23 protein-coding genes and 1 tRNA gene are annotated in these 26,894 nt (G+C 71.5%); 9 read left to right on the top strand and 15 right to left on the bottom strand.

Annotated features, from left to right (window positions below):
* The first annotated feature begins 25 nt into the window (after positions 1-25).
* The 3 genes from K4G59_RS01915 to K4G59_RS01905 all read left to right on the top strand — a co-directional run bounded on the left by K4G59_RS01915 (position 26) and on the right by K4G59_RS01905 (position 2,888).
* On the top strand, positions 26-1,207 hold the full coding sequence (locus K4G59_RS01915) for a glycosyltransferase (protein ID WP_231248857.1): 1,182 nt from the start codon (positions 26-28) through the stop codon (positions 1,205-1,207).
* An 83-nt stretch (positions 1,208-1,290) separates the two neighbouring features.
* Positions 1,291-2,199: a metallophosphoesterase gene (locus K4G59_RS01910; RefSeq protein WP_231248856.1), complete on the top strand. Its 909-nt coding sequence runs from the start codon at positions 1,291-1,293 to the stop codon at positions 2,197-2,199.
* 8 nt (positions 2,200-2,207) lie between these two features.
* On the top strand, positions 2,208-2,888 hold the full coding sequence (locus tag K4G59_RS01905) for a histidine phosphatase family protein (protein ID WP_231248854.1): 681 nt from the start codon (positions 2,208-2,210) through the stop codon (positions 2,886-2,888).
* Here K4G59_RS01905 and K4G59_RS01900 read toward each other — a convergent pair.
* The 4 genes from K4G59_RS01900 to K4G59_RS01885 form a co-directional block, all read right to left on the bottom strand.
* Positions 2,885-4,225, bottom strand: coding sequence for an MFS transporter (locus K4G59_RS01900; protein ID WP_231248852.1), 1,341 nt, complete (start codon positions 4,223-4,225; stop codon positions 2,885-2,887). The two genes, K4G59_RS01905 and K4G59_RS01900, sit on opposite strands and share 4 nt — an antisense overlap.
* Positions 4,222-5,178 carry a carbohydrate kinase family protein gene (locus K4G59_RS01895; RefSeq protein WP_231248850.1) on the bottom strand — a complete coding sequence of 319 codons (957 nt, stop codon included), beginning with the start codon at positions 5,176-5,178 and terminating at the stop codon, positions 4,222-4,224. Before K4G59_RS01895 ends, K4G59_RS01900 begins: the two co-directional genes overlap by 4 nt.
* Before the next feature lie 7 nt (positions 5,179-5,185).
* A complete protein-coding gene (locus K4G59_RS01890; RefSeq protein ID WP_231248848.1) occupies positions 5,186-6,415 on the bottom strand; it encodes an AGE family epimerase/isomerase in 1,230 nt (409 codons plus the stop codon).
* A gap of 63 nt (positions 6,416-6,478) precedes the next feature.
* Positions 6,479-6,560, bottom strand: a tRNA-Tyr gene (locus K4G59_RS01885).
* 82 nt (positions 6,561-6,642) lie between these two features.
* Between K4G59_RS01885 and K4G59_RS01880 the strand changes: the two genes are divergently transcribed.
* Positions 6,643-7,134 carry a YajQ family cyclic di-GMP-binding protein gene (locus tag K4G59_RS01880; RefSeq protein ID WP_207083894.1) on the top strand — a complete coding sequence of 164 codons (492 nt, stop codon included), beginning with the start codon at positions 6,643-6,645 and terminating at the stop codon, positions 7,132-7,134.
* Positions 7,135-7,201: 67 nt separating this feature from the next.
* Here the strand turns inward: K4G59_RS01880 and K4G59_RS01875 are convergent, their stop codons facing one another.
* The 5 genes from K4G59_RS01875 to K4G59_RS01855 all read right to left on the bottom strand — a co-directional run bounded on the left by K4G59_RS01875 (position 7,202) and on the right by K4G59_RS01855 (position 12,740).
* A complete protein-coding gene (locus K4G59_RS01875; RefSeq protein ID WP_231248846.1) occupies positions 7,202-8,854 on the bottom strand; it encodes a PhnE/PtxC family ABC transporter permease in 1,653 nt (550 codons plus the stop codon).
* Between the two features lie 119 nt (positions 8,855-8,973).
* Positions 8,974-9,717: a phosphonate ABC transporter ATP-binding protein gene (locus K4G59_RS01870; protein ID WP_231248844.1), complete on the bottom strand. Its 744-nt coding sequence runs from the start codon at positions 9,715-9,717 to the stop codon at positions 8,974-8,976.
* The gene (locus K4G59_RS01865) at positions 9,714-10,682 is read right to left on the bottom strand and encodes a putative selenate ABC transporter substrate-binding protein (RefSeq protein ID WP_231248837.1); all 969 of its coding nucleotides are present in this window, start codon (positions 10,680-10,682) and stop codon (positions 9,714-9,716) included. The genes K4G59_RS01870 and K4G59_RS01865 overlap by 4 nt, the downstream gene beginning before the upstream one ends.
* Positions 10,679-11,611, bottom strand: a complete 933-nt coding sequence (locus tag K4G59_RS01860; protein WP_231248835.1) for an Rv1678 family membrane protein — start codon at positions 11,609-11,611, stop codon at positions 10,679-10,681. The genes K4G59_RS01865 and K4G59_RS01860 overlap by 4 nt, the downstream gene beginning before the upstream one ends.
* Positions 11,612-11,627: 16 nt before the next feature.
* A complete protein-coding gene (locus K4G59_RS01855) occupies positions 11,628-12,740 on the bottom strand; it encodes a radical SAM protein (RefSeq protein ID WP_231248833.1) in 1,113 nt (370 codons plus the stop codon).
* A gap of 109 nt (positions 12,741-12,849) precedes the next feature.
* Between K4G59_RS01855 and K4G59_RS01850 the strand changes: the two genes are divergently transcribed.
* Entirely contained in the window at positions 12,850-13,500 is a 651-nt protein-coding gene (locus K4G59_RS01850) for a class I SAM-dependent methyltransferase (RefSeq protein WP_231248825.1), read from the top strand.
* 229 nt (positions 13,501-13,729) lie between these two features.
* Here the strand turns inward: K4G59_RS01850 and K4G59_RS01845 are convergent, their stop codons facing one another.
* Positions 13,730-14,386: a cobalamin B12-binding domain-containing protein gene (locus K4G59_RS01845; protein ID WP_231248823.1), complete on the bottom strand. Its 657-nt coding sequence runs from the start codon at positions 14,384-14,386 to the stop codon at positions 13,730-13,732.
* Positions 14,387-14,567: 181 nt separating this feature from the next.
* Here K4G59_RS01845 and K4G59_RS01840 point away from each other — a divergent pair, with 181 nt between their 5' ends.
* Both K4G59_RS01840 and K4G59_RS01835 read left to right on the top strand, forming a co-directional pair.
* A complete protein-coding gene (locus K4G59_RS01840) occupies positions 14,568-16,493 on the top strand; it encodes a 2-oxoacid:acceptor oxidoreductase subunit alpha (RefSeq protein ID WP_231248821.1) in 1,926 nt (641 codons plus the stop codon).
* Entirely contained in the window at positions 16,486-17,592 is a 1,107-nt protein-coding gene (locus K4G59_RS01835) for a 2-oxoacid:ferredoxin oxidoreductase subunit beta (RefSeq protein WP_231248819.1), read from the top strand. The genes K4G59_RS01840 and K4G59_RS01835 overlap by 8 nt, the downstream gene beginning before the upstream one ends.
* 42 nt (positions 17,593-17,634) lie before the next feature.
* On the opposite strand, the gene K4G59_RS01830 is transcribed toward K4G59_RS01835, so the two are convergent.
* The gene (locus K4G59_RS01830; protein WP_231248817.1) at positions 17,635-18,045 is read right to left on the bottom strand and encodes a hypothetical protein; all 411 of its coding nucleotides are present in this window, start codon (positions 18,043-18,045) and stop codon (positions 17,635-17,637) included.
* A gap of 100 nt (positions 18,046-18,145) precedes the next feature.
* Here K4G59_RS01830 and rarD point away from each other — a divergent pair, with 100 nt between their 5' ends.
* Both rarD and K4G59_RS01820 read left to right on the top strand, forming a co-directional pair.
* Complete coding sequence (gene rarD, locus K4G59_RS01825; RefSeq protein ID WP_231248815.1) at positions 18,146-19,054, top strand: EamA family transporter RarD; 909 nt, start codon at positions 18,146-18,148, stop codon at positions 19,052-19,054.
* Between the two features lie 123 nt (positions 19,055-19,177).
* On the top strand, positions 19,178-20,608 hold the full coding sequence (locus tag K4G59_RS01820; RefSeq protein ID WP_231248809.1) for an HNH endonuclease signature motif containing protein: 1,431 nt from the start codon (positions 19,178-19,180) through the stop codon (positions 20,606-20,608).
* 275 nt (positions 20,609-20,883) lie between these two features.
* On the opposite strand, the gene K4G59_RS01815 is transcribed toward K4G59_RS01820, so the two are convergent.
* From K4G59_RS01815 to nuoL, 4 genes are read right to left on the bottom strand one after another with little or no spacing between them, the layout of a single operon-like run.
* Positions 20,884-21,882, bottom strand: a complete 999-nt coding sequence (locus K4G59_RS01815) for a polyprenyl synthetase family protein (protein WP_231248807.1) — start codon at positions 21,880-21,882, stop codon at positions 20,884-20,886.
* The gene (gene nuoN / locus K4G59_RS01810) at positions 21,879-23,471 is read right to left on the bottom strand and encodes an NADH-quinone oxidoreductase subunit NuoN (protein ID WP_231248806.1); all 1,593 of its coding nucleotides are present in this window, start codon (positions 23,469-23,471) and stop codon (positions 21,879-21,881) included. Before nuoN ends, K4G59_RS01815 begins: the two co-directional genes overlap by 4 nt.
* Positions 23,468-24,952 carry an NADH-quinone oxidoreductase subunit M gene (locus K4G59_RS01805; RefSeq protein ID WP_231248805.1) on the bottom strand — a complete coding sequence of 495 codons (1,485 nt, stop codon included), beginning with the start codon at positions 24,950-24,952 and terminating at the stop codon, positions 23,468-23,470. The genes nuoN and K4G59_RS01805 overlap by 4 nt, the downstream gene beginning before the upstream one ends.
* Complete coding sequence (gene nuoL, locus K4G59_RS01800) at positions 24,952-26,877, bottom strand: NADH-quinone oxidoreductase subunit L (protein WP_231249258.1); 1,926 nt, start codon at positions 26,875-26,877, stop codon at positions 24,952-24,954. Before nuoL ends, K4G59_RS01805 begins: the two co-directional genes overlap by 1 nt.
* Between the last annotated feature and the right edge of the window lie 17 nt (positions 26,878-26,894).

Raw genomic sequence — 26,894 nt, 5'->3', positions numbered from 1 at the left:
CACCCGGCTGCGCCACCGTGCGCACATGCGCATCGCCCAGCTGGCCAACTTCGTCGGACCTGCGTCGGGGGGCATGCGCACCGCGCTGCGGGCCCTGGGCGCGGGATACGTGGAGGCCGGCTGCCGCCGCCTGCTCGTCGTACCCGGTCCCGAGGACGCCCGCACGTCCGGCCCGCTGGGCGACGTCGTCCAGCTCCGCGCACCGCGGGTCGGAGGCGGCTACCGGCTCATCGTCGAGCCGTGGCGTGTCATCGAGGTGCTCGAGGAGTGGCAGCCGACGTCGGTCGAGCTGAGCGACAAGTCGACACTGCTGCCGGTGGCGCGCTGGGCCCGGCGCAGCGGCGTCGGGTCGGTGCTGCTCTCCCACGAGCGGCTCGACGACATGCTGGCGCTTCGCACCGGTCTCGGTGCGACGTCGAAGGTGTCGGCCGGGCTGCTCAACCGGCTGCTGGTGCGCAGCGTGGACACGGTCGTGGTCACCTCGGCCTACGCCGGCGAGGAGTTCGCCGCGGTCGCAGCCGCGGCGGGCTGCCCCGTCGTACGCGTCCCGCTGGGCGTCGACCTGGACACCTTCCGCCCGCACCGGCGCGCGCGGGTCGACGGGCTGCGGCTGGTGCACGCCGGGCGGCTGTCGCGCGAGAAGAGCCCGCACCTGGCGGTCGCGACCGCCGTCGAGCTGCACAGGCGCGGGGTGCCGATGTGCCTCGACGTCTACGGCGTCGGACCGCACCTCGACGAGCTGGTCGAGCTCGCCGGCGACGCGCCCGTGCGGTTCCGGGGCTACGTCGACTCCCCCGCCCGGCTGAGCCGCGCACTGGCCCACGCCGACGTGGCGCTGAGCGTCTGCCCCGGCGAGACCTTCGGACTCGCGGTGCTCGAGGCGCTGGCCTCGGGCACGCCGGTCGTCACCGCCGAGAGGGGCGGGGCGCGCGAGCTGGTCGACGAGGCCTCCGGCGGGTGGGGCGCCCCCGAGGCGGGCGCGCTCGCGGACGCGGTGCTCGAGGTCGCGGCCCGCCCCGTGGCGCGACGCCGGGCCGCGGCCCGCACGCGCGCGGAGCGCTACCCCTGGTCGGCCACGGTCGGCTCCCTGCTCGACGTCCACTCGTCGGTGGCGATGCCGTCGAGCCGCTCGCGGGCCCGGCGGGTGGCGAGCAGCAGCGCCGCGACCGCAGCCACCACGAGCGACCCGATCACGATCGCCAGGTAGGCGCCGTGCAGTGACGAGTCCATCGGCGCCACCAGCCCGCCCACCAGCGCGGTCGCCCTTCTGCGCGGTCCTAGGCTGAGGCCGTGAAGCAGCTGGGCCAGTACGCCGCACCGCGCCACGTCGTCGCGCACCTCTCCGACCCGCACCTCATCGGGGGCGGCGCGTTGCACCACGGCGCGGTCGACAACGATGCCCATCTCCGCCTCGCCCTCGACCGGCTCGCGGCCGTGAGCCCGGCTCCCCGGGCCCTCGTCCTCACCGGCGACCTGGCCGACCGCGCCGAGCCCGAGGCCTACGCGACGCTGCGCTCGATCGTCGAGCCGGCCGCGGCCGCGATGGGCGCGGTCGTGGTGTGGACGATGGGCAACCACGACGAGCGCGCGCCCTTCGCGCGCGGTCTCCTCGACTCCGACGACGACGGCCCGCAGGACCGGGTGCACGAGGTCGACGGGCTGCGCATCGTCGCCCTCGACACGAGCGTCCCGGGCCACCACCACGGCGACCTCACCCCCGGGCAGCTCGCGTGGCTCGCCGACGTGCTGGCCACTCCGGCCGAGCACGGCACCCTGCTCGCGATGCACCATCCTCCGCTGCCGCTGCCCATGCTGCGCGCCGCCGAGCTGGTCGAGCTGCACGACCAGCAGGCGCTGGCCGAGGTCATCACCGGCACCGACGTGCGCGGGATCCTGGCCGGGCACCTGCACCTGTCGACGTGGTCGACCTTCGCAGGCGTACCGGTGTCGGTGGCCTCGGCCACCTGCTACACCAGCGACCCGGCTCCGGTGGACCGCTTCGTGTCGGGCGTCGACGCCCACCAGGCCTTCACCATGGTGCACGCCTACGACGACCGCCTGGTGCACACGCTCGTCCCGCTCGAGCGCGGCACCGAGGTGAGCCACCTCGGCTCCGACGTCGCCGAGGCGCTCGAGGGCGTGCCGCTGGAGCAGGCCCGCGAGCTCGCCTCGTCCAAGACCTCCCGCTCCGACAGCTAGGACCTCCTGTGCGACTCCTCCTGATGCGCCACGGCCAGACCCACGCCAACGTCTCCGGCGAGCTCGACACCACCCATCCCGGGGTGGACCTCACCGACCTGGGGCGCGCCCAGGCTGCGGCCGCCGCCAAGGCGCTGGCCGACGAGCACCTCGACGCGGTCTACGTCTCCAGCCGCGTGCGTACGCACCAGACCGCGGCGCCGACCGCCGAGGACCGTGGCCTGGACCTGACCGTGCTCGACGGGCTGGAGGAGATCGCGGCGGGCGACTTCGAGATGCGCAGCGACCACGACGCGGTCGCGGGCTACGTCGGCACCGTCGCGACGTGGCTCGAGGGCGACCTCACGCACCGGATGCCCGGCGGGGAGACGGGGGAGGAGTTCCTGGCCCGCTTCGACGCCGCGGTGAGCAGGATCGTCGACGCCGGCCACCGCTCCGCGCTCGTGGTCAGCCACGGCGCCGCGCTCCGCACGTGGGTCTCGACCCGGATGGACCCGCACCCTGACGCCCCATCCGTGCACCAGCCGCTGCACAACACCGCGCTGATCGTCCTCGACGGCGACCACGAGTCGGGCTGGCGGATGGTGTCGTGGCAGGGGCACCCGGTCGGCGGGGACTACCTGGAGGACCCGTCTGCCGAGGACCCGACCGGCGACCTGGACTCCGACGACGACGGCGAGATCGGCTAGACGCCCTCGGTCCCGATCCCCGGGTGCACGAAGGCCCGGCCTGCCCTCAGCTGCTCGACCGAGCCCGGGTGGACCCGGGCGAGGTGGGCGAGTCCGCGTCGGCGGTAGCGCAGGGTCTGCACGATGCCGAAGGCCCAGAAGACGTACTGCACCGACATCGCCAGCTTGAAGTCATCGAGCGTGTAGGACTCCATGCCGCCCGGTGCCGACAGGTCGAGCACGACGCCGATGAGCGCCATCGTCAGCAGCGAGGCGGTGAAGCCGCCGACGTTGACCAGGCCGTTGGCCCGCCCGGTCTCGTGCGGTGCGGTGAAGGACCGCGCCAGGTCGAAGCCGACCATCGAAGCGGGTCCCCCGCTGGCGGTCGCGAAGGCCATCACGACCACGACCCAGCCGGGCGCGACGCCGGGCCAGAGCAGGACCGCGGTCCACGGCACGACCATCGCGATGACGATGCCGACCACGATCCACGAGCGGTAGTAGGGCAGTCGCGCCACCAGCCGCGCGGTGACCAGCCCGCTCACGACCGCCCACGCCGTCATCGCCATCAGCAGGGTGCTCGCCCCGCTCGTCGACCAGCCCAGGCCCTGGACGAGGAAGGGGTAGCCCCACAGCAGCGCGAAGACCGTGGCGGAGAACTGCGAGACGAAGTGCGACCACATGCCGAGCCGGGTGCCCGGGTTGCCCCACACCGTCCGCACCGACAGCGCGAGCGCGCGGAGCTTGATGGTGACGACGTCGCCGCGGCGGTAGGGCGAGTCCTTGACGAGCGCGAGCACCGCGACCAGCAGCACCACGCCGATGCTCGACGTCAGCGCGAAGGCGCCGGTCCAGCCGAGCTCGTGGAGGAGGTACGACAGGGGGCCGGCCGCTGCGATCGCGCCGAGCTGGCCGGACAGGCCGGTGAGCTGGGTGACCATCGGGCCCTGGCGGACCAGGAACCACGCGGTGACCAGGCGGATCACGCTGACGAAGACCATCGCGTCCCCCGCGCCGACCACGGCGCGGGCGGTCACCGCGGCGGGGAAGGACTCCACGAAGGCGAAGCCGAGCTGACCCGCGGTCATCAGCACCAGGCCGGTGACGAGCAGCGCCCGCGAGCCGTAGCGGTCCAGCAGGACGCCGACCGGCACCTGCATGCCGGCGTAGACGACGAGCTGGAGGACGGTGAACGTCGCCAGGCTGGTGGCGTTGATGTCGAAGCGGTCTGCGGCGATGATCCCGGCGACGCCGAGCGAGCTGCGGTGGAAGACGGCCAGGACGTAGACCGCGAGGGCGACCAGCCAGATGACCCAGGCGCGGCGGCGGCCGATGTCGTGGATCTGCTCCCGCGTCACTCCTCGTCCGCTTCGGGAGTCGTGCCCAGAGCGGTGGCGAGCTCCGCGCGCGACGGCGGGTCGGCCCCGGGGCGCGAGACGTTGATGGCGGCGCCGACAGCGGCGGTCGTCACGACGCCCAGCACGTCGCGGTCCGACAGCGCGCGCAGTGCAGCGGCCGCGTCGGCACCGTGCACACCGAGGGCGATGAGGGCGTCGACCAGCACCCCGCTGAAGGTGTCGCCGGCGCCCACGGTGTCGGCCACGCGGACCGGGACCCCGGGCACCTCGAGCGTCGTGCCGTCGTGGCGTACGGCGATCGCGCCCTCTCCGCCGCGGGTGACCACGACCAGCCCCGGACCCGCCGCCGCCCAACGCGTGGCGGTGGCGACGGGGTCGTGGCCCGGGTGCAACCAGTCGAGGTCCTCGTCGCTGACCTTGACCAGGTCGGCCAGCGCGACGAGCTCCTCGACCCGGGCGAGGGGGCCGGCGCGGTCCGGCGTGATGGCCGGGCGGGCGTTGGGGTCGAGGGAGACCAGTGCGCGGCCGCGGCGGGCGCGCACCGCGGCGAGGACGGCGTCGGCGCCGGGGTCGAGCACGGTCGCGATCGAGCCGACGTGCAGGACGTCGCAGGCCTCCTCGGGGACGGCCGAGAGCTCCCAGTCGAGGTCGAAGACGTAGCTCGCGGCACCCGAGGCATCGAGGGTGACCTCGGCGCTCGACGTGCGGCCGCTGCCGGTGGGCTGCGCGAGCACGGTGACGTTGCTGGCCTCGAGCCAGGTGCGGACCAGCGCCCCGCGCGCGTCGTCGCCGAGCAGGGTGACGAGTCGTACGTCGCGCTCGAGCCGGCCGAGGGCGATGGCGACGTTGGCAGGGCTTCCGCCGGGCAGGTCGCGGGGCGTGCCCGCGGCGTCGGGGACCACGTCGATGAGCGCCTCGCCGACGACGAGAATGCGCGGCTGGGCGTCCGTCATGGACCCATCATGCCGGTGCCTGCCCGGGTGCCGACAGGGCCACCGCCCGGGCGAGACCGGGCGCGAGCGGGAGTCGCGGGAGGAGGGTGGCCTGGACGGCGTGGTAGAGGTCGGGCTTGCCCGCCCACACCGACGCCTGCGGGCGGTTGGAGGGGTCGAGCTCGTGGTGCCACGACCCACGGTCGGTGTCGCGGACGTGCTCGACGACGTAGCGCCACCAGGCGGCGTACAGCCGGGCGTAGCGCTCCTCGCCGGTGCGGCGGTGCAGCGCGGCCGCAGCGGCGATGCCCTCCGCGGCCACCCAGTGCATCCGTTGCCGCACGACCGGGGTGCCGTCCCAGTCGGTGGTGTAGACGAAACCGCGTGCTCCGTCGACGTCCCAGCCGTCGCCCACGGCGCGGTCGAAGAGCCGGCGCGAGGTGGCGAGCAGCCCGGCCGGTGCGCGGTCGCCGAGCGAGGCCTCGACGTGCAGCAGCAGCCGCGACCACTCCAGACCGTGGCCGATGGTCGCGCCGTAGGGCTTGAACGGGTCGTCGGGCCGGTCGCGGTTGAGCCCGAGGTCGGGCGTCCAGTCGGGGTCGAAGTGCTCGGGCAGGCGGGCGTCGTGTGCTGCTGCGAGACCCACGACGTACGCCGCGACGCGGCCCACCCGCTCGTGCCAGCGCGGATCGCCGGTCGCGTCGCCGGCCGCGAGCATCGCCTCCACCGAGTGCATGGCGGCGTTGAGCCCGCGGTAGGGCGCGGGGGTCGTCCACGCGCGGTCCCACTCGTCGATCACCAGACCGGTCGACTCGTCCCAGAAGTGCTGCTCGAGGACGTCGAGCGCCTCGGCGAGGAGGTCGTCGGCGCCGGGCAGGCCGGCCACGACCGCCGTCGAGCCCGCGAGCACCACGAAGGCGTGGTCGTAGCAGGACTTGGACGTGCCGACCGGCGTCCCGGTGGCGTCGACCGCGGTGAACCACCCCCCGTGCTGGGCGTCGCGCAGCGTCGTACGCAGCCCGTCGAGCGCGGCCGCCGCGATGTCGGTGCAGCCGTCGACATCGAGCAGGGCACCCAGCCCGAACACGTGGACGGTGCGGCTGGTGATCCACGTGTGCACCGGTCGCGACAGGTCCGGACGGCCCTCGTCGTCGAGCCAGGCGGCTCCGCCCAGGGGATGGCCGACGTGGCGCCCGAAGTCGAGGAGGCGACGACCTTCGGCGTCGAGCCACGCCGTGTCGGGAGGGGCGATGTCCATGCGGTGAGTCAAATGCACGAGACCCCCGCCTGTCGACGGGGGTCTCGCCCTGGACTCGTCCAGTGGCAGGTAGAGGATTCGAACCTCTGTAGGCGTTGCCGGCTGATTTACAGTCAGCTCCCTTTGGCCGCTCGGGCAACCTGCCGGGCCGTGCGGAACAATAGCAAGGCACGGACTTCACTACGAATCGCCGGGGCGCCGCCACGGGGCCCCACTAGGAGGCACACATGGCTGACTCGAGCTTCGACATCGTGAGCAAGCTGGACCGCCAGGAGGTCGACAACGCCCTGAGCCAGGCAGCCCGCGAGATCGCCACCCGCTTCGACTTCAAGGGCACCGGTGCGAGCATCGAGTGGAAGGGCGAGAAGGCGATCGAGATCACCGCCTCCGCCGACGACCGCGCGAGCGCCGTGCTCAGCGTCTTCCAGGACAAGCTCATCAAGCGCAACCAGAGCCTGAAGATCCTCGACACCTCGGAGCCCCGCCAGTCCGGCCAGGTCTCGAAGATCGACATCGCGCTCAAGGAGGGCATCACCTCCGAGGACGCCAAGAAGATCTCCAAGCTCATCCGCGACGAGGGCCCCAAGGGCGTCAAGGCGCAGGTGCAGGGCGAGGAGCTGCGGGTGTCGTCGAAGAAGCGCGACGACCTCCAGGCCGTCCAGCAGCTGGTGAAGTCGCAGGACTACGACTTCGCGGTGCAGTTCACCAACTACCGCTGAGGGCGGCGGCGCGGGCTCGCACCGGCTCCCTGCCGGGGGTGCGGTGGTGGGCCACCGTGCGGCTTCGTCATGCCCGGATCGCGCGCCTCAGCCGACGGCTGGCCACCTCGCTGGCGACGCTGACCGCGAACGACGCGATCAGCAGCGTCATCACGACCGGGAAGCGGAAGAAGTTCAGGTTCTCCGCCAGCAGGCGGCCGAGCCCGGCGGCGCCGACGATGCCGACGACCGCCGTCTCACGCACGCAGATCTCGAACCGGTAGAGCGTGAAGGTCACCAGCTGCTGCGCCGAGGCGGGAACGACGGCAGCGACCGTGGCGACCGCGCCGGGCACGCCGGTGCGCACGAGCGCCTCGCGCGGTGCCGGGCTCACGCTCTCCCACGACTCGGCGACGAGCCGGCCCAGCACCCCGCCGGTGTAGACGCCGAGGGCGAGCGCTCCGGGGAGCACGCCGGGGAAGAGCGCGAGCAGCGCGATCACCGCCCACACCGTCGGTGGGACCGACCTCAGCACCAGCAGGACGATCCGGGCCACCAGCCAGGAGATCCACCGCAGGGACCGCATGGCGAGTCCCCCCGGTGGACCGGTGCCGCGGCGGACAGCGACGGCCCACGGCGAGACGACCAGGGTGATGAGGACGGCGATCGCCATCGCCAGCACCGCCATGGCCAGTGTGTCCAGGACCGCCGCCGTCACCTCGCCCGCCCCTCCCCTGGGGAGTGCCGGCGGGACCAGGTCGTCGAGGAGGCGGCCGGCCAGCATGCGGGTGCGTTCGCTGGTGAGGCCCGAGAGCGACACCCCGGATGCGAACCAGGCGACGACGAGCCCGGGCGCTGCGGCGATCGCCGACCAACGCGCCCACCTCGAGCCGGGCCGACGCCCGCCCGTGCCTGCAGCGCCTCCAGCGTCACCGGCGGACCACTCCGAACAGCTGGCCACGGCCATGTCGGTGCGGAGCCGCCCGCTCCACGCATCGACGACCGCCGACAACACGATCACCGCCGCGACCAGCGTCCAGACCTCGTCCCAGTTGCGCGAGCTGAGACTGACGACCAACTCCTGACCCAGCCCACCCACGCCGACCGCGCCCAGCAGCACGGTCGACCGCACCGCGCACTCGAAGCGGTAGAAGGCGTACGACAGCATCAGCGGTCCGGCCGGAGGCAGCAGCGCGAACGCGACGGCTGGCGCAGCCGGCGCACCAGCGTCGCGCAGTGCCCGGAGGGCGCGGGTCGGCAGCGCGTCGAAGGTGTCCCCGAAGACCTGCGCGGTCTGCGCCCCGAAGGGCAGGGCGATCGCCAGCACCGCGACCAGCGGATCCAGACCGAGCACGCTCACCAGCAGCAGCGCCCAGACCAGCTCGTGGATCGACCGGATCGCCACCAACGCCCCGCGCAGCCCGGTCCGCACGGTGCGCACCGGCCACGGCGGACGGCGTGCCCAGGCGACGTCGCTGAGCACCAGCCCGCCGAGCAGGCCGATCACCAGCGCCCCTGCCGTGCCGAGTGCGGCGAAGGCGAGCGTGGTGACAGCGGCGTCGACCACCACCTCCAGGAACTCGCCGTCCAGGCGAGGACTCCATGCCTTGCCGAGCAGGTCGCCGATGAGCGGCACGCCACCCCTGTTGACGATGTCACCGCCCTGGGGCAGGGCGCGCTGGAGCGCCCAGGTGAGAGGGAGGAGAACGATCAGCGCTCCCGCTCCCCGGCGCAACGCCACCTGCCGTCCCGTCACCCGACACGACGACGGGGGTCTACCTGCCCGGTCGGGACCGGCGGTCGGGTCCCGATCGTGGCGTGCGACCTCGACGAGGTCAGTCATGGCGGCTCATGGGCGACTCAGGCCCGCGCGTAGAGCTCGTCGAGGAGGTGACTCGCGAGGTCGGCGATGGGGGTGTCGAACACGAGTCGGCCCTCTCGCAACCCGATGGCCCGTGTGCAGTGGTCGCGCGCCAGCTGGGGTTGGTGGAGCGTCACCACCAGGGTGCCGCGCGAGTCCGTCGCCCGACCCAGCAGCCCCAGCACCTCGGCGGCTCGGGTCGGGTCGAGGCTCGCGACCGGCTCGTCGGCCAGGACCAGGTCGGGTCGCTGGATCAGCAGCCGGGCGATCGCGACTCGTTGTCGCTCACCCCCGGAGAGCCGTTCGGTGCGTTCGTGCACCGCCCAGCCGAGCCCGACCGCCTCCAGTGCGCCGAGCGCGCGCTCGTCGGGATGCGGCCAGACCAGCGAGGCGAGCGCGCGCGGCGTACCCCATTCGGCGAGCCGCCCCGCATTGACGTTGTGCAGGACCCGCACCTGCTCGATGAGGTCCAGTCCCTGCGAGACGGTCCCGACTCGGCGCTGCAACCCCCGTCGGGTGCGCGCCGGCAGCCCGGCGGTGGCAGCACCGAAGAGCTCCACGCTGCCTTCCGACGGCTGGAGCGAGCCGTTGAGCAGCGCGAGCAGGGTCGACTTGCCGGCGCCGCTCGCCCCGAGCACCGCGACGCGCTCACCCGCCCGGATCGTGAGGTCGACGCCGGTCAGCGCGGTGCTGGCGCCGAAGCTGCGTCCGGCGCCCTCGAGGCGTACGACGTGCTCGTTCACGCGAGCAGGTCCAGCTCCTCGGCGACATCGCGGATCTGGTCGTAGTTGGAGTTCTCGGTGGGGACGAAGGACTCGGCGCCGAAGAGGTCGAGGATCGCGGCGTCGTCCGGCACCGACGGATCGAGTCCGAAGAGCAGGTCCTTGACCTTGTCGAGGGTGCCCGCACCGTAGACCTCGTCCACGTCAGGCCGGGCCAGCCAGTGGTAGTCGTAGTAGGGAGGGGTCCGGAACAGCACGACCACGTCGGAGAGGTCGACCTCGCCCGCGTCCACGGTGGCGGTGTAGACCTGCTCGTTGACCGCCCCCACCTCGAAGCTGCCGGACGCCACGGCCTCGATGGTCGCGTCGTGGGAGCCGGAGAAGCCGGGCTGGCCCTTCAGGTCGTCGATCGACAGGCCCGCCTGGTCCATGAAGTACTGCGGCATCAGGCGGCCCGACGTCGAGGTCTCGGAACCGAACGTGAGCGAGTGACCGGCGAGCCTGCTCAACCCGTCGACATCGTCGAAGGGTGACAGGCCGGACTTCCGGGTCGCGATGAAGAGGCTGGTGAACTCCGCGTCGATGTTGCGCTGGGCGAACGCGGTGGCGCCTGCCACGCGCTGGGCGGCCTGGACCCCCGTGAGTCCACCCATCCAGGCGATCGCGAGGTCGCCGACCTCGAAGCCGCGCACGACAGCGGGATACTCCGTCACAGGCGTGTAGGTGACCTCGAGCCCGGTGGCCTCGGCGAAGCGTGCTGCCACGTCGCCGTAGAGACGGTTCAGCACCTCGGGATCCTGGTCCGGGATCGCCGAGATCGGGAGCGGGCCGGCGTTCGACGCGGTGTCACCGCCGGCTCCGCTCGGTGAGGAGTCGTCGTTGCCGCAGGCGGCCAGGAGCACCAGGCCGGAGGCGCCGACGAACAGCCCGCGGCGACTCGTGGCCAGGCGGGTGATGGAGGTGGACGTCGCGATGGTGCGCGTCATGGCTGGTCGCTCTCTGGTCGGGATGTGGGGGCGGCGCCGGAAGGGGTGGCGGTGTGCGACGGGGCTCGTCCCACGAGGAGGGCGACGACGGCCACGGACAGGAAGAAGGCAGCCGATGTCGGGTTGCCGCCGAGGATCGGGTCGGTGAACCCGAGCTGGGCGTGCAACGACGCTGCGGCCAGCAGGCCGAGGGCAGCGGCCACGAGGAGCAAGGTCCGGGACATGGCTGCACGCACCCCCAGCAGGAGCAGTACGCCGATGGTGACGAGCACCAGGGAGCCGACGAGGTTGTAGGCCCCCAGCGACAGCGAGGGATCGCTGTCGCCGAGGAGCGGACCGCGGGCCGCGACCGGGTCATCGAGCGACCTGACGAGCGAGACGCCCCCGGTCACGATCGCCAACCCCGCCCACACCTGGCCCAGGGTGCGGCCCGAGGTGTGGCCCGATCGGACGCCGTCCGTGCCGAGGACCCGTCCGGCGACAGCGAAGACCAGCACGAGGTGGGCACCGATCATGAGGAAGTAGGACCACGGCCACTCGTGGGGGGCGTACGCCACGGAGAGCCCGATGGCCAGCGACTGGCCGAGCCCGATGAGCGCCGCGAGGCGGACGTGGGTGCCGGTCAGCAGCATCACGGCGAGGGCGGTCTCCGCGATCAGCACGACCCAGCCGAAGACCGGGAACACGGGCAGGATCAGGTTGTCGGTGACCCAGGCGTAGGGGGCGAGGACCGGGTAGTCGACGGCGTACTTCGTGAACTTGTAGAGCCCGTTGCCCGCGTCCTCGCCGAAGTCGGGCGCCCGCTTCCACGACACGTTGTAGAGCCACATGAGCCCCAGCAGGATGCGCAGGACGGCGACGGCGATGGACTGTGCCCGGGCGTTGTCGGCCGGGGTGGGATCCAGTGCCCAGCCCAGCGGGGCGCTCACTCTGCTCCTGAGCGACTCATGCACAGCGGAACACCTCCCGGCCGGCGGCGGACGCCGCATCCTGCACCCGCAACGTGTCGCGGACCACCCCGAAGATCTCGTCGAGGTCCAGCGGCGCGTCGGCGATGCGCATGTGGGGGTTGGTCACCGCGACCGGGTGCCACCAGGCGCCGTCGGCGGTGATCACCGGCTCGGGCTCCAGCGAGTCGATGGAGACATGGATGCCGCTGTCGGCGAACCCCTCGGCGGCGACGGGCCGGATGACCCGATCCTCCTGCGCGATCCCCTCGGCATCGAGACGCTCGTGCAACTCCCGCACCCCCTCCGGGTCCTCGTCGAGCCGCGTCGCGGCGATCTTGACCCGGAAACCCAGCGAGTGGGCCAGACCAATCCCGTCCAGCGCTCGTGCCCATGATCCGGCGCCGCGCATCCTGTCGTGGATCTCGGGCGTCGCGGAGTCCAGGCTCACCTGCATGACCACGTCGCGGTCGATCGACTCGAGCAGCTCGCGACGACGCCCGCGGCCGAAGACCATCGCGTTGGTGAGGATCGTGCGCTCGAGGCCGGCGGCCGCATCGACGAGCTCGCCGAGCTGGGGGTGCATGAAAGGCTCACCCCCCGTGAGCAGCAGCTCCCTGCCCCCCTGGTCGCGGAACTGGGCGAAGAGCGGCCCGACGACCTCGGGATCCAGGCGCCGGGCATCGGCCTTCGGGGAGGACTCGGCGCAGCAATAGAGGCAGGCGAGGTTGCAGTCGAAGTTGGTGTAGGCCCAGAGGCGATGGCCGACGGGCGTCCGGCCACCGGTGCTGAACACCGTCCCGGCCTCCGGGCGGGCGACCCCATCGGCGCCCGCACCGTCCTTGCGCACCGCGAACCACCAGGGTCCGCCCCGGGTCTCGGCCAGCTCGACGACGACCTCGTGGCCGACCAGCTCGGCCCACACCGGGAGGTCGGTGACGACACTGGCCTCCGCGCTACGAACAGCCAGCAGGTCTCCACTGTCGAGCCGCCGCATCGCGCGGGTGATGAGCAGCAGGAGTCCGCTGCCGCAGTCCATGTCTCCCCCGTCGATCAGGCGAGCCACGTCACCGACGGGAGTGGTGGTCGGGGCTGAGCCGGGAGTGACCATGGGACCAACCTACGTCTCGTGTGCCCGGCTGGCCCACGGTCGACTCCTCACCGATCGGTGACAGGCGGCCGTTGACCCCGGTGCGGCGCCCCGGCATAGGGTCGGATGCATGGAACCTGCCGCTGCTCCGATCAGACCCGCGGATGGCGTCGCCCGATCCGACTACTGGGAGAACGTCCACGACGGGAAGCCCGAGGACGGTGTCTCGTGGTGGCAGTCCGTGCCGGAGCTGTCGCTCGGGCTCGTCGACGAGACCGGGCTCGGACGCGAGCGCTCCGTGATCGACGTGGGTGCGGGCTGGTCGACGCTGGTCGACCACCTCGTCGAGCGGGGCTACACCGACCTCACGGCGATCGACCTGTCGCTGACGGCCCTCAACACCGTGCGCGATCGGGTGGGCGAGGTCCCCGGACAGCTCGTCCTCGACGTGGCCGACGTCCTCGACTTCCGCCCTCCCCGGCAGTTCGCGCTGTGGCACGACCGCGCGGTCTTCCACTTCCTCACCGAGGAGGACGAGCGCGACGACTACCGGCTGTCTCTCGAGCACTGCCTCGAGCCGGGCGGCTTCGTGGTGGTCGCCACCTTCGGTCCCGACGGACCACTGACCTGCAGCGGTCTGCCGATCGTGCGCTACACCCATGCCGAGCTTGCCGCGGAGTTCCCCGGCTACCGACTCGTGTCGACCAGCGGGGAGGACCACGTCACACCCTGGGGCACGCGCCAGCAGTTCACCGCCATCCTGCTCCAACGCCAGGGCTGAGCGGCTGCCGAGGCCGGCGGCGCGGCCCGCTCAGGTGAGCCGCACCGCCAGCACTTCGTAGGTCGGGGGCACCCTGTCACGTCCTGGGGGGAACCGGCCGGGTGACGGGAGATCGACCGACCGGGTGCGACAGGTGCTCCCCTGCGACGCCTTTCGCATCCCTACTGCAGACGAGACGGTCCCGCCCCCGGGACATGACGCAGAACCGTGACGGAGATCTGCGGCCGCCTCACCAGCTGTCGGTGAGCCCCATCAGCGCGCCGACGAGGAAGACCACGGCCCGCACCGGGTCGTCTGGCAGCGGGGCCGCGCCGATCTCGGCCACGGCCTGGTCGTCCGCACCGCGGCCCGCGGCATAGAGCGCGCAGTCCTGGGCGAGACGGCGCAGCGACGACGCGTGGGCGGTGAAGGCTGTGGGTCGGGTCGCGGCCAGCACGACCGCCGCCGCCCCCGTGACCCGGGCCGCGGCGAGGATCGCAGGGATCGGGGTGTCGGCACCCAGGAAGCGGGCCCGGACCCCGCGCTCGCGCAGCATCAGCGCGACGCACAGCAGCACCAGGTCGTGACGCTCGCCGGGCGGGCAGGCCAGCAGCACCACGGGCGACGGCGCCGAGGCGTCGTCCAGCACCTGCTGCGGCGGGACCGCGGCCAGGGCAGACAGGGTTCGGCGCAGCATGTCGGTGACGAAGTGCTCGTGCGCCACCGACAGGGTGCCGGCCTCCCAGCGGTCGCCGACCTCGCGGAGGAACGGCAGCACGACACCCGTGACCGCCCCCGACAGCGGCACGTCCCACAGCAGCCGCGCGATGGCGACCTCCGCAGCCTCCGCATCGAAGGTCTCGACCGCGGCCCAGAGCTCGTCCGCCGTCGTCGTCGAGGTGTGCACAGACGCACGCTAGTGGCTGCGGGGCTAGCACGCGCCCCCACGGCGTACGCCCTCACCCCTCGGGGCGCCCACCCGGCCGGGGCCCGATCGACATGACCCCTGTCACACCGCAGGCGTGGAGGCCGTCCCACAGGGCAGGAAGCCCCGGTCGGCGCGGGACCGGCGGCTATCGTCTCTGCTTGTGGTAGCACCCGAAAAAGAGGTCAAGCAGCTCGACCGCGTCATCATCCGGTTCGCGGGCGACTCCGGCGACGGCATGCAGCTCACCGGAGACCGGTTCACCCAGGAGACCGCGGCTTTCGGCAACGACCTGGTGACGCTCCCGAACTTCCCGGCCGAGATCCGCGCGCCCCAGGGCACGCTCCCGGGAGTCTCGTCGTTCCAGGTGCACTTCGCCGACCACGACATCCTCACCGCGGGCGACGCCCCCGACGTGCTGGTCGCGATGAACCCCGCCGCGCTGCGCGCCAACCTGGGCGACCTGTCCAAGGGCGCGACGATCATCGTCGACACCCACGACTTCACCGCGCGCAACCTCACGAAGGCCGGCTACACCGAGAACCCCCTCGACGGCGACACCCTCGCGGAGTACGCCCTCCACACCGTCGACCTCACCGGCATGACGATCGAGGCGGTCAAGGAGTTCGGCCTCTCGCGCAAGGACGCCTCGCGGGCCAAGAACATGTTCGCCCTCGGCCTGCTGTCGTGGATGTACGGCCGCCCGACCGAGACGACCAACGCCTTCCTGGCCAAGCGCTTCGCGAAGGTGCCCGACATCCGCGACGCCAACATCGCGGCCTTCAAGGCAGGCTGGAACTTCGGCGAGACCACCGAGGCCTTCGTCGTCCGCTACGAGATCAAGCCCGCCAAGATGGCGCCGGGCAACTACCGCAACATCACCGGCAACCTGGCGCTGTCCTACGGCCTCATCGCCGGCGGCGTGCAGTCGGGGCTGTCGGTCTTCCTCGGCTCGTACCCGATCACCCCGGCCTCCGACATCCTCCACGAGCTCAGCAAGCACAAGGGCTTCGGCGTGACGACGTTCCAGGCCGAGGACGAGATCGCCGGCGTCGGCGCCGCGATCGGCGCCTCCTTCGCCGGACAGCTCGGCGTCACCACCACCTCCGGCCCCGGTGTCGCGCTGAAGTCCGAGGCGATCGGCCTCGCGGTGATGACCGAGCTCCCGCTCGTGGTCGTCGACGTCCAGCGCGGCGGCCCCTCGACCGGGCTGCCGACCAAGACCGAGCAGGCCGACCTGATGCAGGCGATGTTCGGCCGCAACGGCGAGGCGCCCGTGCCGATCGTGGCGCCGCAGTCGCCCGGCGACTGCTTCGCCGCCGCCGTCGAGGCGGTGCGGATCGCGGTCACCTACCGCACCCCCGTGATGCTGCTCTCCGACGGCTACCTCGCCAACGGCTCCGAGCCGTGGCGCATCCCCGGACTCGACGAGCTGCCGGCGATCGACCCGGACTTCGCGACCGAGAAGAACCAGGGCTCGGGCGACGACGCCGAGTTCTGGCCCTATCTCCGCGACGAGGCCACGCTGGCGCGTCCCTGGGCGATCCCCGGCACGCCCGGCCTCGAGCACCGCATCGGCGGGCTCGAGAAGGGCGACGGGCACGGCAACATCTCCTACGACCCCGCCAACCACGACTTCATGGTCCGCACCCGCCAGGCGAAGGTCGACCGGATCGCCAGCTCGCTGCCCCCTCTCGAGGTCGACGACCCCACGGGCGATGCGAAGGTGCTCGTGCTGGGGTGGGGGTCGACGTACGGCCCCATCGGCGCCGGCGTACGCCGGGTGCGCAAGGCCGGCTACCACGTCGCGCAGGCCCACCTGCGCCACCTCAACCCCTTCCCGAACGACCTCGGCGAGGTGCTGAAGCGCTACGACAAGGTGCTGGTGCCCGAGATGAACCTCGGCCAGCTGTCGCTGCTGCTGCGCGCGAAGTACCTCGTCGACGTCGTCGGCTACAACGAGGTCCGCGGCCTGCCCCTCAAGGCGGCCGTGCTCGCCGACGTGATCGGCGGCCTCGTCGCCGAGGCCGAGGGCATCGACATCGACCTCACCCCCGCGTCCATCCAGCAGGAGAGCCACGATGACTGACCTGGGACTTCCCGCCCTCCGCTCCGGCACCGAGTCGGTCCCGACGACCGACGAGAAGCAGACGGGCAAGGACTTCACCTCCGACCAGGAGGTGCGCTGGTGCCCCGGGTGCGGTGACTACGCCGTGCTCAAGGCCGTGCAGTCCTTCCTGCCCGACCTCGGCCTGCGCCGCGAGAACATCGTCTTCGTCTCCGGCATCGGCTGCTCGTCGCGGTTCCCCTACTACCTCGACACCTACGGCATGCACTCGATCCACGGCCGCGCGCCGACGATCGCGACCGGCATCGCCACGGCCCGCGAGGACCTCTCGGTGTGGGTCGTCACCGGCGACGGCGACGCGCTGTCGATCGGCGGCAACCACCTGATCCACACGCTGCGCCGCAACGTGAACATGACGATCCTGCTGTTCAACAACCGGATCTACGGCCTCACCAAGGGGCAGTACTCCCCCACCTCGGAGACCGGCAAGGTCACCAAGTCCACCCCGATGGGCTCGCTCGACCACCCGTTCAACCCGGTGTCGCTCGCGCTCGGCGCCGAGGCGTCGTTCGTCGCCCGCACCATCGACTCCGACCGCAAGCACCTCACCTCGGTGCTCGCGGCCGCTGCGGCGCACCGCGGCACGTCGCTGGTCGAGATCTACCAGAACTGCCCGATCTTCAACGACGGCGCCTTCGACGCCATCAAGTCGCCCGACACCAAGGCCGACGCGATCATCCCGCTCGTCCACGGCGAGCCGGTGCTCTTCGGCGCCCAGCTCGAGGACGGCCGCGGCGCGAAGGCATTGGTGCGCGACGAGGAGACCGGTGGCGTGAAGGTCGTCGCGACGGCCGACGTCCCTGCTGAGGACATCCTCGTGCACGACGCGCACAACCCGGACCCGACGATGGCGTTCGCGATCTCGCGCCTGACCGACGCGGGCTACCTCAACACCTCGCCGATCGGCATCTTCCGCCAGGTCCAGCGCCCGACGTACGACGACGCGGCCCGCGAGCAGGTCGCCACCGCGAGCACCGTGCCCGGGAACGACGACGCCGCCGACCGTTCCGCGCGGCTGGCGGCACTGATCGGCGGCGGCGACACCTGGACGATCCTCTGAGCGCTCCCACATGGGAGGCTCAGGGGATCACCCCGGCGAGCATCACTTGAAGTAGAGCGTCCAGACCTTGCCCTTGGTGTTGCTGAACCCGTTGGAGTGGTCGACCTTCGAGCGCCACTTCCAGCGACCCTTCTCGGGCGCGTAGATGCGGGTCTTGAAGACGCCGGCGTCGTCGGTCTTGATCTTCTTGACCGTCTTCCACTTGCAGGTGCCGCACTTCTTCTTGAGGATCTTCACCTGCTGGTTGGCGTAGGGCAGCACGGTGCCGTCGACCTGCGGCTCCAGGACGGTTCCCTTGAGCTTGAAGGCGTTGTAGGTGACCTGCTTGTTGCCCGGCGGCCTCTCGTCGATGATGCGCTCGGGCAGCGAGCCGGCGGTGGCGCCGGTGCTGAGTGCACCGGTCATGAGCAGTGCGGCCACGAAGGCCGCCAGGACGGCGCGGAAGACCCGCATGTTGAACTCCCCCTCGAGAGACGACGTCTGGTCGGACAGCGCGGGGTCCCAACCCCGAGCCCCCTCATCGTAGGCGACGGCCCCGCCCTAGACTCCCCGAGTGCCAGAAAGCCGTCGCGGCCTGATCCTCGGCGCCCTGGCCTACACCCTCTGGGGCACCTTCCCGCTCTACTGGACCCTGCTCGAGCCCGGCGGCGCCGTCGAGATCCTCGCGCACCGCATCGTCTGGTCGCTGCTGACCATGGTGCTGATCCTCGTGCTGTGGCACCGGGTCGACCAGCTCAAGGCCCTGCTCCGCGACCGCCGGAAGCTGCTCCTGATCAGCGGCGCGGCCGTCGTCATCTCCGTCAACTGGGGCGGCTACATCTGGGGCGTCAACAACGGCCGGGTCCTCGAGACGTCGCTGGGCTACTTCATCAACCCGCTCGTCACGGTGCTGATGGGCGTGCTGGTCCTGGGCGAGCGGTTGCGCCGGCTGCAGTGGGTCGCGATGGGCATCGCCTTCGTCGCGGTCGTGGTGCTGACCGTCGACTACGGACGTCCGCCGTGGGTGGCGCTCGTCCTCGCCTTCTCCTTCGGCACCTACGGACTGCTGAAGAAGCAGGCCGGCGTCGGCGCGGTGGAGAGCATCACCCTCGAGACCCTCGTGCTCGCACCGATCGCGATGGCGTACGTCGCATGGCTGGTCGCGACCAGCAGCTCGAACTTCGGCTCGCACGGCCTCGGCCACGCTCTCCTCTTCACCACCACCGGCATCATCACCGCCATCCCCCTGATGCTCTTCGGGGCCGCCGCGATCCGGGTCTCGATGGTCTCCCTCGGTCTGCTGCAGTACCTCGCACCGACGATCCAGTTCGCGCTCGGCATCCTGGTCTTCGAAGAGGCCATGCCCGCCAGCCGCTGGATCGGCTTCGGCCTGGTGTGGGTCGCGCTCGCGATGTTCACCGTCGAGGCCCTCAACCACCGCCGCCGCCAGCTGCGGCTGGTGGCCCACGCCAGCGCCGCCTGACCGCCCCTCATCGCTCTCGGTGATCGAGCGCTTCCCCCGCTGGTCGAGCAGCCGGAGCGAGGAACGAGCGAGGCATGTCGAGACCCCACCCCGCTGTCGGACCCCTTCTCTAGACTCGAACGCATGATCGAGGAACTGGAAGCAGGGGCAGAGGCCGGGGCAGACGCCCTCGGCCCCGCGGCCCTGCTCGCCTCGATCCGTTCGGCTCGGTCTGTCGAAGACGCTGCCGCGGCGGAGCAGCTCGACCTCGCCGCCCGGTGGGCCGACCTCCACCCACCCGAGTCCATCCACTCCGCCGCGACCTTCACGGTCGTGGGGTGTGAGCACGAGGAGCCCATCGCAGGACCGGGTACGCCGTTGGTGGCGGAGTTCTGTGTCGCCGAGCTCGGCACTGTCCTGGGCATCACCTCGGTGTCGGCGAAGAAGCTCATCGGCCACGCCCTCGAGCTGCGCCACCGCCTCCCGAGGTTGTGGGCGCAGGTCCACTCCGGACGCGTGCCGGCCTGGCGGGCCCGCGCAGTCGCCGAGGCCACCGTCCACTCCACACCGGCCCTCACCCGTGAGGCAGCCGGGTTCGTGGACGCGCAGGTCGCCGCGGTCGCAGGTCGGATCGGCCCCGCGCAGCTCGACCGCCTCGTCGCCGAGACCATCAAGCGCTACGACCTCGCGACCGCCGACCCGGCAGCTGACCCGGAGGACGGCTACCTCCACGTAGACCCGCGCCACGTCACGATCCACGACCAGGACGTCCACTTCGCCGGCACCGTGCGGCTCGAGGCGGAGGTCGACCTCGCCGACGGACTCGACCTCCACCAGGCCCTCGCCCACCGAGCCGCCACCCTCAAGGCCCTTGGGTCCGTGGAGTCGCTGGATGCCCGCCGCGCGAAGGCGCTGGGTGACCTGGCTCGTACGCAGACCGCGCTCGACCTCTTCCAGCACGGACACACCAACAGCTCGGACGACGGGCAGGCTCTGCCGGTCGCGCGGGAAGTCGTGCTCCACGCCCACGTCGACGCCACCCTGTCCGGCGACACCACGGTCTTCGGGCCGACCGGGCGGCTCGAGGAGGGACAGCGGCTGCTCCTGCTCGAGCAGCTGAAGTCCTGGTGCGGCGACTCCCGCACCAAGGTCACCGTCAAGCCGGTCATCGACCTCAACCAGCCGAAGGCCGCGCCCGGCTACGCGATCCCGGACCGGATCCGTGACCGCGTGGTCCTCCGCGACCGCGCCTGTGTTTTCCCGTGGTGCGGTCGCCCCGCAAGGGGTTGCGACGTCGACCACGTCACCGAGTACGACCATCACGCCGACGCAGAAGGCCGACCCCAACCCGGCCCCACGCACACCGACAACCTCGCGACCCTGTGCCGGTTCCATCACCGGTTGAAGACCCACTCCGCCTGGCACTACCGGATGACCGCGCCCGGGGTCTTCGAGTGGACGTCCCCGCACGGGCACCGTTACCGACGCGACCACACCGGCACCATCGCACTCGACCCACTCGACCTACCCGAAGCAGGTCCAGGCCCACCCCGGATCCCGTCACCCCGAAGATGACCCCGCCCCGCACCCCGCCACCATGTGATGGCGGGGTCACAGGCACGGGTGCCGGTGGAGTCGTGGCATCAGGCGCGCGCGGTGCTCACACTCGGGCTCGCTCCGCGAACCACTGCGCAGGCATGACGGCGCGGGCAGCCGGCTTGTCGACCGCGCGGACCACGGGCTGCCAGACCCGGGCCGGGACGCCCTCCGCGTACCAGCCGAAAGACCGGCGCGCGTCGAGCACCACCGAGCACCGGGATGGTGGCCAGTCGTGCGTGGGCCCGTCCGGATCAGGCGGAGCGGTTGGCCACGATGTCGGCGAACGACTCCAGCGCCTCGCGCACGGGGCCGGGGTCGAGCACCTCGAGCAGCTTCTTGGCCTGCGCGGCCTGCCCGAGGACGTAGTCGCGGGCCCGCACCATGGCGGGGTGCGCACGCAGCAGGGCGAGGGCCTCGGCGTGCTCGGCGTCGTCGGTGAGCGGGCGGCCGAGGAGCTCGAGCAGGCGGGCGTCCGCCGGGTCGGTCGAGGCCTGCGCCATGAGCACCGGCAGGGTGGGTACGCCCTCGCGGAGGTCGGTGCCGGGCGTCTTGCCCGAGGTGTCGGACTCCGAGTCGATGTCGAGGATGTCGTCGGAGAGCTGGAACGCCGAGCCGACGATCTCCCCGTAGGCGCTCAGCGCCTCGACGACCTCCTGGCGGGCACCGGCGAACATCGCGCCGTAGCGGGCCGACGTCGCGATGAGGGACCCGGTCTTGCCGGCCACGACCTCGAGGTAGTGGGCGAGCGGGTCCTCCCCCGGCTCCGGCTTCACCGTCTCGAGGATCTGCCCCTCGACCAGCCGGGTGAAGGTGCGCGCCTGGATGCGTACGGCGTCGGGACCGAGGTCGGCGGTGAGCTCGGAGGAGCGGCCGAAGAGGAAGTCGCCGGTGAGGATCGCGACGTGGTTGTCCCAGCGGGCGTTGGCCGTGTCGGCCCCGCGGCGCAGGGCCGCCTCGTCCATGACGTCGTCGTGGTAGAGCGAGGCGACGTGGGTGAGCTCGACGACGCACGCGGCCGTCTCCACCTCGTCGGCCTCCGGGTGCGGGCCGACCTCAGAGGCGAGCAGCACCAGCAGCGGCCGGAAGCGTTTCCCACCGGCCATCATGAGGTGCGTGGCGGCCCGCGTGACGTACGGCGTACGGCTGCGGCAGTGGCCCTCGAGCAGCTCCTCGATGCGCGCCAGCCGGCCGACCAGCCGCTGCTCGAGCTCGGCGTCGACGACGGGCAGTGCGAGGGGCGAGTCGGTCACCTGATGAATTCTCCTGCAACCCCCGCCAGGTCGAGCACCGGGCCCGGGATGACGCCCAGGACGAGGGTCAGCGCAGCGCCCACGGCGATGGTCGTCGCGGTCAGGACCGACGGGTAGGCCACGCTCGGACCGGCCCCGACGGGCTCGTCGAAGTACATGACCTTGATGACCCGGACGTAGAGGAACGCCGCGACGATGCTGGCGAGCACGGCCGCCACCACCACCGGCCAGGCGCCCGCAGCGAGCGCCGCGGAGAACACCGCGAGCTTGCCGACGAAGCCGGACGTGAGCGGGATGCCCGCCATCGCGAGGAGGAAGAAGGCGAAGACCGCCGCCACCACGGGCGACTCCTTGCCCAACCCGGCCCACCGCTCGATGGCCGTCGTCTCGCCTCCGCTGTCACGCACGAGGCTGACGACGGCGAAGGCGCCGATCGTCGCGAAGCCGTAGGTGGTGAGGTAGAAGAGCACCGCCTGGAGCGAGGTGATCTCGCCGACCGCGAGCTGGTCGGAGGCCTGGACGCCCAGCACGCCGGTCAGGATGAAGCCGGTGTGCGCGACCGAGGAGTAGGCCAGCAGGCGCTTGATGTCGCTCTGGGTGATGGCCAGTGCCGCGCCGACGAACATCGACAGGATCGCGATGATCCACAGCATCGGCTGCCACGACCAGCGGTCCGCGCCGAGGGCGACGTAGAACAGGCGCATCAGCGCACCGAAGGCCGCGACCTTGGTGCCGGCGGCCATGAAGGCCACCACGGGAGTCGGCGCGCCCTGGTAGACGTCGGGGGTCCAGGCCTGGAAGGGCACCGCACCGACCTTGAAGAGCAGGCCGACCGAGAGCAGGCCGGTGCCGATGAGCAGCAGGCTGGAGCTGCCGACGTCGTTGCGCACGGCCTCGTTGATGGCGGCGAAGTCCATCGACCCGGCGTAGCCGTAGAGGAGCGCCGCGCCGTAGAGGAAGAAACCCGAGGAGAAGGCACCGAGCAGGAAGTACTTGAGCGCGGACTCCTGGCTCAGCAGGCGACGACGACGGGCGAGGCCGCTCAGCAGGTAGAGCGGGAGGGAGAGCACCTCGAGGCCGACGAACATCGTCAGCAGGTCGTTGGCCGCGGGGAACAGCATCATCCCGAACACCGCGAACATCATCAGCGGGTAGACCTCGGTGTGCTCACGCCTCGCCGCGATCGCCGCGGTCTCCGCGTCGGTCCCGGGCACCGTGGCCGCCTGGCCGGCGAAGGCCGAGACGCCGCCGTCGAGGTGACGCTCGGCGAACAGCAGCACGCCCGCGATCGCCAGCGACAGCACCAGGCCCCAGATGAACAGGCTCGGGCCGTCGACGGCGATCGTGCCGCCGACCGCGAAGACACCGCGGGCGGCGCCGTCGTCGTACGACTGGACGTCGCGGGCCACCAGCACGACGCCGACCAGGGCACCGACGAGGCCGAGGAGGGCCACCGTGACCTGGGCGGTGTAGCGCACCGCGCGCGGCGCGAAGGCCTCGATGACGACGCCGAGGCAGGCGACGCCGAAGACCGCCAGCAGGGGCCAGAGCTCGAAGTACTGGATGCTCGGCTTCACGAACTCGGTCACTGGGGACCACCCTCCTGGCCGATGCCCACGCTCGCGAGCGAGTCCTGGACGAACGGGTTGATGACGTCGAGCAGCGGCATCGGGTAGAAGCCGAACAGCACGAGCGCGAGCAGCAGCGGGGCGAGGATGCCGACCTCACGCCGGTCGAGGTCGGGCACCACGGCAGCGCCCTCGCGACCGGGGCCGGTCATCGTGCGCTGGTACATCCAGAGCGCGTAGAACGCGGCCAGGACGATGGCGAGCACCGCGACCGAGCCGACCAGCCAGTGGTGGTCGAAGGCGGCGATGATGACCATCATCTCGGAGACGAACGGCGACAGCCCCGGCAGGCCGGCGGCGGCGAGGCCGCCGACGAGGAAGAAGCCCGCGAGGACCGGGGCGGCCTTCTCGACGCCGCCCATCTCGCGGATCGACGCCGTGCCGGTGCGCCGGATCAGGAACCCGGCCACCAGGAACATCAGCGCGGTCGCGATGCCGTGGTTGACCATGTAGAGAATCGCCCCGGCGCTGCCGGTCGAGCTGAAGACGAAGATGCCCAGCACGATGAAGCCGAAGTGCGACAGCGACGTGAGGCCGATCAGGCGCAGGACGTCGTCCTGGCCGATCGCCACGAGCGCGCCGTAGATGATCGAGACCAGCGCGAGCACCACGACCACCGGCGTGGCCCACTGCGAGGCGTCGGGCAGCAGCCCGAGGCAGAAGCGCAGCATGCCGAACGTGCCGATCTTGTCGAGGATGCAGACCAGCAGCACCGAGGTGCCGGTGGTCGCCTTCTCGGTCGTGTCGGCCAGCCAGGTGTGCACCGGGAACATCGGTGCCTTGATCGCGAAGGCGATGAAGAAGCCGGCGAACAGCCAGCGCTGCGTGATCGGGTCGATGTCGATCGCGGCGAGGTCGCTGATGAGGAAGCTCGGGTTGCCGGCGTCGGCGGAGACGACGTAGAGGCCGATCACCGAGGCGAGCATGATCAGTCCGCCCGCGAGCTGGTAGATCAGGAACTTGGTCGCCGCACGACCTCGACCGGCGCGACCGAACCCGCCGATGAGGAAGTAGGCCGGGATGAGCGTGGCCTCGAAGACGACGTAGAAGAGCAGCACGTCGGTGGCGGTGAAGACGGCCAGCGACATCGCCTCGAGGGCGAGGGTCCAGGCGAAGAACGCCTTGGCCCCGCTGTTGCCCGGCTCGTCGGACTCCTTCCAACCGGCGAGGAGCACGATCGGCACCAGCACGACGGTGAGCAGCACCATCAGCAGGCCGAGGCCGTCGACGCCCAGGGCGTAGTGCACCCCGAGGGACTCGATCCAGACGTGGGTCTCGGTGAGCTGCATGCCGCCGCCCACGGAGTAGCGGGTGGCGGTGACGACGCCTGCAAGCAGGGTCGCGGCCGCGAAGCCGAGGCCGACCAGCCGGGCGAGCGCACCGGGCACGAAGGCCGTGACGACCGCGCCGACCAGCGGCAGCAGAATGAGGATAGTGAGCATCATCCGAGGTTCACCGCCAGGAGGGCCAGGACGACCAGCAGGGCCCCGGCGAGGAGGGACAGGGCGTAGGAGCGGACGAAGCCGTTCTGGACACGTCGCAGCGTGGAGCTGAGCCCCCCGACGGCAGCGGACCCGCCCTCGACGGCACCGTCGACGCCGACGCGGTCGAAGGTGGCCAGTCCACCGACGAGCGAGGCACCGGGACGCACCACGACGGCGTCGTTGATCGCGTCGCCGTAGAGGTCGGCGCGGGCCGCACGGGTCGCGAAGGACACGTCCTGCGGGGCCTCACGCGGGATCTCGCGTCGGCCGACGAGGAACCAGGCGGCAGCGACGCCGATCGCGACCACCGCGGTGATGATCAGCGTGATCACGAGGGCGGGCAGCGGCGGCTCGTGGTGCTCCACGGTCCCGGTGACCGGCTCCAGCCAGGTCTTGATCCAGTCGCCGAGCAGCAGCACGCCACCCAGGACCGAGAGCGCCGCCAGCACGATGAGCGGGAAGGTCATCACCTTCGGCGACTCGTGCGGGTGGACGTCCTGGGCCCAGCGCTTCTCGGTGAAGAACGTCATCAGCATCAGGCGGGTCATGTAGAACGCGGTGATGCCGGCTCCGAGCAGGGCGAGGAGCCCGACGAACAGGTTCTCGGCGAGCGCGGTCTCGATGATCCGGTCCTTGGACCAGAAGCCCGAGAAGCCGGGGAAGCCGATGATCGCGAGGTAGCCCATGGCGAAGGTCAGGAACGTGACCGGCATCGCCTTGCGCAGCGCGCCGTAGTGGCGCATGTCGACGTCGTCGTTCATCCCGTGCATCACCGAGCCGGCTCCCAGGAACATGTTGGCCTTGAAGAAGCCGTGGGTGAGCAGGTGGAAGATCGCGTAGGGATAACCGGCCGGGCCCAGTCCTGCGGCCAGCATCATGTAGCCGATCTGGCTCATGGTGGAGCCGGCGAGCGCCTTCTTGATGTCGTCCTTGGCGCAGCCGAGGATCGCACCCCACAGGAGCGTGACCGTCGCGACGACGACGACCGCGGTCTGGGCGACCGGGGTGAGCTCGTAGATGAAGTTGGACCGGACCACGAGGTAGACACCGGCGGTGACCATGGTCGCCGCGTGGATCAGGGCGGAGACCGGGGTCGGGCCCTCCATCGCGTCGAGCAGCCACGCCTGCAGCGGGACCTGCGCGGACTTGCCGCAGGCACCGAGGAGGAGCAGCAGGCCAAGGGCGTTGAGCGTGCCCTGGTCGGCCTCGCCGGCCACCTCGCTGACCGCCGCGAAGTCGGTGGTGCCGAAGGTGGCGAACATGAGGGCGATCGCCAGCGAGAGGCCGATGTCACCGACGCGGTTGATGACGAAGGCCTTCTTGGCCGCGGCGGCAGCCGAGGGCTTGTGCTGCCAGAAGCCGATGAGCAGGTACGACGCCAGGCCGACGCCCTCCCAGCCCAGGAACAGGCCGACGAAGTTCGCCGAGAGGATCAGCGTGAGCATCGCCGCGACGAAGAGGTTGAGGTAGCCGAAGAACCGGCGGCGACGCGGGTCGTGCTCCATGTAGCCGATCGCGTAGACGTGGATCAGCGAGCCGACGCCGGTGATCAGCAGCAGGAACAGCGCGGCGAGCGGGTCGTAGAGCAGGTCCATGCCGACGCTGATCGTCGCCGTCTCGAACCACGTCCAGAGCTGCTGGCCGACCTGGCGCTCCTCCTCGCCGCGACCGAGCAGCGAGACGAACAGCACCAGGCTGAGCACGAAGGACGACACCGAGGTGGCGGTGCCGAGGAGGTGGCCGTGCTTGTCGAGTGCCGCCTTGGGTGAGCCCTTGAGGAAGGGCGCCACGCCGAGCAGCAGGAACGCGCCGAGCAGCGGCAGCGCGATGACCAGCCACAGCAGGTCGAACACACCACCGGCGCCGGCGTCGGGTGCGACCACCGGGATCTCGGTGCCTT

Source organism: Nocardioides furvisabuli, from assembly GCF_021083185.1.
Classification (GTDB): Bacteria; Actinomycetota; Actinomycetes; order Propionibacteriales; family Nocardioidaceae; genus Nocardioides; species Nocardioides furvisabuli.
Note: the sequence above shows the minus strand (reverse complement) of the source record. Positions and strands in the feature narration are given on the sequence as shown.

What these genes read in the sequence shown, in the direction of transcription:
- K4G59_RS01915 (WP_231248857.1), top strand. Translation starts at nt 26, where the DNA reads ATGCGCATCGCCCAGCTGGCCAACTTCGTCGGACCTGCGTCGGGGGGC.
- K4G59_RS01895 (WP_231248850.1), bottom strand. Translation starts at nt 5,178, where the DNA reads ATGACGGACGCCCAGCCGCGCATTCTCGTCGTCGGCGAGGCGCTCATC.
- K4G59_RS01890 (WP_231248848.1), bottom strand. Translation starts at nt 6,415, where the DNA reads ATGGACATCGCCCCTCCCGACACGGCGTGGCTCGACGCCGAAGGTCGT.
- K4G59_RS01880 (WP_207083894.1), top strand. Translation starts at nt 6,643, where the DNA reads ATGGCTGACTCGAGCTTCGACATCGTGAGCAAGCTGGACCGCCAGGAG.
- K4G59_RS01865 (WP_231248837.1), bottom strand. Translation starts at nt 10,682, where the DNA reads ATGACGCGCACCATCGCGACGTCCACCTCCATCACCCGCCTGGCCACG.
- K4G59_RS01855 (WP_231248833.1), bottom strand. Translation starts at nt 12,740, where the DNA reads ATGGTCACTCCCGGCTCAGCCCCGACCACCACTCCCGTCGGTGACGTG.
- K4G59_RS01850 (WP_231248825.1), top strand. Translation starts at nt 12,850, where the DNA reads ATGGAACCTGCCGCTGCTCCGATCAGACCCGCGGATGGCGTCGCCCGA.
- K4G59_RS01835 (WP_231248819.1), top strand. Translation starts at nt 16,486, where the DNA reads ATGACTGACCTGGGACTTCCCGCCCTCCGCTCCGGCACCGAGTCGGTC.
- K4G59_RS01830 (WP_231248817.1), bottom strand. Translation starts at nt 18,045, where the DNA reads ATGCGGGTCTTCCGCGCCGTCCTGGCGGCCTTCGTGGCCGCACTGCTC.
- K4G59_RS01820 (WP_231248809.1), top strand. Translation starts at nt 19,178, where the DNA reads ATGATCGAGGAACTGGAAGCAGGGGCAGAGGCCGGGGCAGACGCCCTC.
- K4G59_RS01805 (WP_231248805.1), bottom strand. Translation starts at nt 24,952, where the DNA reads ATGCTCACTATCCTCATTCTGCTGCCGCTGGTCGGCGCGGTCGTCACG.